Annotated in this window: 3 protein-coding genes; 2 read left to right on the top strand and 1 reads right to left on the bottom strand. The window is 68.1% G+C overall.

Going from position 1 to position 3,541, the window contains the following annotated elements; genetic code table 11:
• A partial coding sequence (locus AB0I59_RS41965; protein WP_358142646.1) for a type 1 periplasmic-binding domain-containing protein occupies positions 1 to 650 on the bottom strand: 650 nt, incomplete at its 3' end.
• A gap of 176 nt (positions 651 to 826) precedes the next feature.
• Between AB0I59_RS41965 and AB0I59_RS41970 the strand changes: the two genes are divergently transcribed.
• Entirely contained in the window at positions 827 to 2,038 is a 1,212-nt protein-coding gene (locus AB0I59_RS41970; protein WP_358142649.1) for a HupE/UreJ family protein, read from the top strand.
• Positions 2,039 to 2,154: 116 nt separating this feature from the next.
• A partial coding sequence (locus AB0I59_RS41975; RefSeq protein ID WP_358142652.1) for a purple acid phosphatase family protein occupies positions 2,155 to 3,541 on the top strand: 1,387 nt, incomplete at its 3' end.

A 3,541-nucleotide genomic window follows, 5' to 3' on the forward strand; every position in this document is an offset into this window, starting at 1 on the left:
CCGGTCAAGCCGTTGAGCACGGCCGCGGCACCGGCCCGGACGGCGCGCCCGGCGCGTTCGGGGGTGAAGGTGGCGGGATCGTACGTCGAGGACATGCCGAGGCCCTCTCCGCGGAACGACGCACCGGTCCAGTCGGCGGCGGTGACGTTCGCCGTGGGCTCGGCCAGTTCGGCGCCGACCACGAGGAACTGCTGGTCGAGGTGGTTGGGAGTGACCAGGGCCAGGGGGTCGATGAGGTCGTCGCCCGCGCTGATGATGAGGTCGGGCTTCATCTCGATCGCACGGCTGATGCGCGGAATGAACTGGTCCGGCCGCGTGGCCGTGAGGGTCTTGAGGCTGACGTTCTCCTCCTCGGCCCACTCCGTCACGGCGCTCACCAGCGTTCTGGTCTGAGGGTCGTCCCCCACGGTGAGCAGCACCACGCGGTAGCCCTCCGACGGACGGACCCCGTTCCAGGAGCCGGGTCGCGGCGTGATCGTCGCCTCCGGGGCGGGCGACGCGTCGGGGAAGAACCCCGCGCCGGGGGTGCCGACGGCGGTGGGCTTCGCGTGCGGCCGGGACCAGTCGTCGCCGGAGCCGCATCCGCTGAGCAGTAGAGCGGTCGCGACTGCCGCGGCCAGTGCGCTGGCAGGCAGAAGTCGAGAGCGCATAGAGATCGTCCTCCGGGGGTGGCGGGAAGTGCGCCTACTTCCTACCTCATTGTTTGGGGCCTTCGGAGCGGGGGCCGTCACCCGCCGGGCTTGGTTCGTCACCGGTTCGACCGCGAGATGCCGTTCGTTCATCTCAGCCGAGCAGATTTCGTACGCCAAACCCGAAAAGGAGTCATATGTCCCCCGCCGCTCGGCGTCGTGCCGGTGCCGTCATCGCCGCCGTAGCCGTGGCCGTCCTGCTCAGTGCCCCGCCCGCTCTCGCCCACGGGTTCACCTCGACGGTTTACGCCGACCTCGCCTCGCCCGAAACCGGGCACGTCCGCACCGAGCTCCAGCTGGAGTACGACCTGCTCGTCGTCTCCGCCGCCGACAACGAGAAGGATGATCCGCTCTTCCGAGCGGGCACCGCGGCGTTCGAGGCCGGTGACGCGGCGGAGCAGGCCGCCGCGCTCGACGCCCACGCCGACTCGGTGGTCGCGTACGTGACCGAGCGCTTCGGTGTCACGACCGGGGGCAAGGCGTGCACCCCGGTCCGGGACGGCGACTTCACGATCGGGCAACGCGAGGGTGTCCCGTACGCGCTGCTGATCCTCGACTACCGGTGCCCGGAGTCCGCTGACGCGCACGAGGTGCGCAGCGGGCTGTTCCCGGGCTCAGAGGGCTATGTACGCGACAGCAAGACGATCGTCACCTACGACCTCGACCTGAAGTCCGGAAGCACCGCCCTCGACGCTCAGCATCGGTCGTTCTCCACGCGACAGTCCTGGTTCGAGCGGTTCTGGCAGTTCTTCCGGCTCGGAGCCGAGCACCTGCTCAGCGGACTCGACCACATCCTCTTCCTGCTGGCGCTCATCGCGGGATCACGCCGCCTGCGCGAGATCGTGCTGGCGGCGACGACCTTCACGCTGGCTCACTCGGTGACCTTCATCCTCGCCGCTCTCGGCCTCGTGGAGGTGCCCGCGTCGTTCGTCGAGCCGGTCATCGCCCTCTCGATCGCGGTCGTCGCCGGCTGGCATCTGTGGCGGATCCGGCGACGCCGATCGCACGCCGCGGAACTCGCGACGCTCAGCCGCGGTCACCTCAGCCTGGACCGCGCGGGCTGGACGCGGCTCGCGGTGGTCTTCTGCTTCGGGCTCGTGCACGGGCTCGGCTTCGCCGCGGCGCTGGGGATCGACCAGGCCTGGTCGTGGACGCTTCTGTGGTCGCTCCTCGTCTTCAACGTGGGCATCGAGGCCGTCCAGCTGGCGATCATCATCGTCGTCTTCCCGCTGCTCGCCCTGCTGCGCCGCCGCCGACCGGCCGCGGGGCTGTGGACGACCGGGGCGATCGCGGCGTGGGTGTCCGTGATGGGCCTGGTGTGGTTCGTGCAACGCGTTCTCGGAATCTGAGATCACGTCACAACTTCCGGCAAGCGCAACAGGCCGCCCACCCCATGTTCACCTTCAAGTCACCGCTTTACGGAATCTTGACAAACCTCCCTAATACCCCAAATGGATGGAAACCAATGAAGCTCGACAAGGGGACACAGGGCCCCGGGCTTGTTCGGCGCCGGGTCGCCATGAGCGCCGCCGCGGCGGCCATCGGTGCCACCGCTGTGTTCGGCGGCGGCCTGACGACCGCGGCCCACGCTGACAGCGCGACGCTCACCGGCATCGTCCTCGGTGTGGGCGCCAACGAAACGCAGCGCGTCGTGTCGTGGTACTCCTCGGCCGGCACCGCGCAGGTGATCCAGGTCGCGCCGACGTCCAAGCTCGTCAACGGCGAGTTCCCCACAAGTGCCGTCACCTTCCCGGCCACGGTCACCGCCAACAGCGTCAACGGCGGCTACAACGCTCACGCGACGATCGACAGCCTGAAGCAGAACACCGCGTACTCCTACCGTGTGGGTGTCGAGGGCCAGTGGTCCCCGACCTACTCCTTCACGACCCAGGACTTCAACGGCAACAACCTCGACTTCCTGTTCTTCGGCGACCCGCAGATCGGCTCGTCCGGCAATGTGGCGAAGGACGGTGCCGGGTGGCTCGACACCCTCGACGTCGCCCTCGCCGCCAACCCGAAGGCCGAGCTGCTGGTCTCGGGCGGTGACCAGGTCGAGACCGCCAATACCGAGACGCAGTGGAACGCGTTCCTCGCGCCCGACAAGCTGCGCCAGTACCCGTGGGCCGCCACCATCGGCAACCACGACGTCGGCGGCAGGGCGTACGAGCAGCACTTCTGGACGCCGAACACCGACCGCTCCGCGCCGTACTACAACGGCAGCGCGGCGACCCGGTCGGGCGGTGACTACTGGTTCAAGTACAAGAACGTCCTGTTCATCGACATCAACAGCAACGCCTACACCAATGGCTCCGACGCGGCGCACATCGACTACATCACCAATGTCGTCAAGGAGCACGGCGCCGACGCGAAGCACACGGTGCTCATCTACCACCACGCGATCTACTCGCCGGCCGCCCACGCGAACGACAGCGACAACAAGCAGCGTCGTCAGGACTTCCCGGCCGCCTTCTCGAAGCTCGGCGTCGACCTGGTCCTGCAGGGTCACGACCACAGCTACTCCCGTAGCTACGTGATCAAGAACGGTGAGAAGGCGAACAAGGACGAGCAGCCCGGTGCCGACTCGGTGGTCAAGGGTCCGGGCGGTGTCATCTATGTGACGGCGAACTCCGCGTCGGGTTCGAAGTACTACGACCTCACCGCTCCCGACGTGACCAAGGACCCGAACTTCGGTCCCGACCCGCTGAACCCCAAGAGCCACTGGGCCAACTCGGTGGAGAACCAGGAGCACGTCCGCACCTACGTGAGGATCCAGGTGCGCGGCAACAAGCTCGTCGTCGAGAACATCCGCAGCGGCACCTGCGCCGCCCCCAACGCCGCGGTGGAGCTCGGCC

The sequence above is a fragment of the Microtetraspora glauca genome, from assembly GCF_040656155.1.
Classification (GTDB): Bacteria; Actinomycetota; Actinomycetes; order Streptosporangiales; family Streptosporangiaceae; genus Microtetraspora; species Microtetraspora glauca.

Bases quoted from the DNA above. Each gene is read 5' to 3' on its own strand.
- AB0I59_RS41970 (WP_358142649.1), top strand. From the start codon at position 827: ATGTCCCCCGCCGCTCGGCGTCGTGCCGGTGCCGTCATCGCCGCCGTA.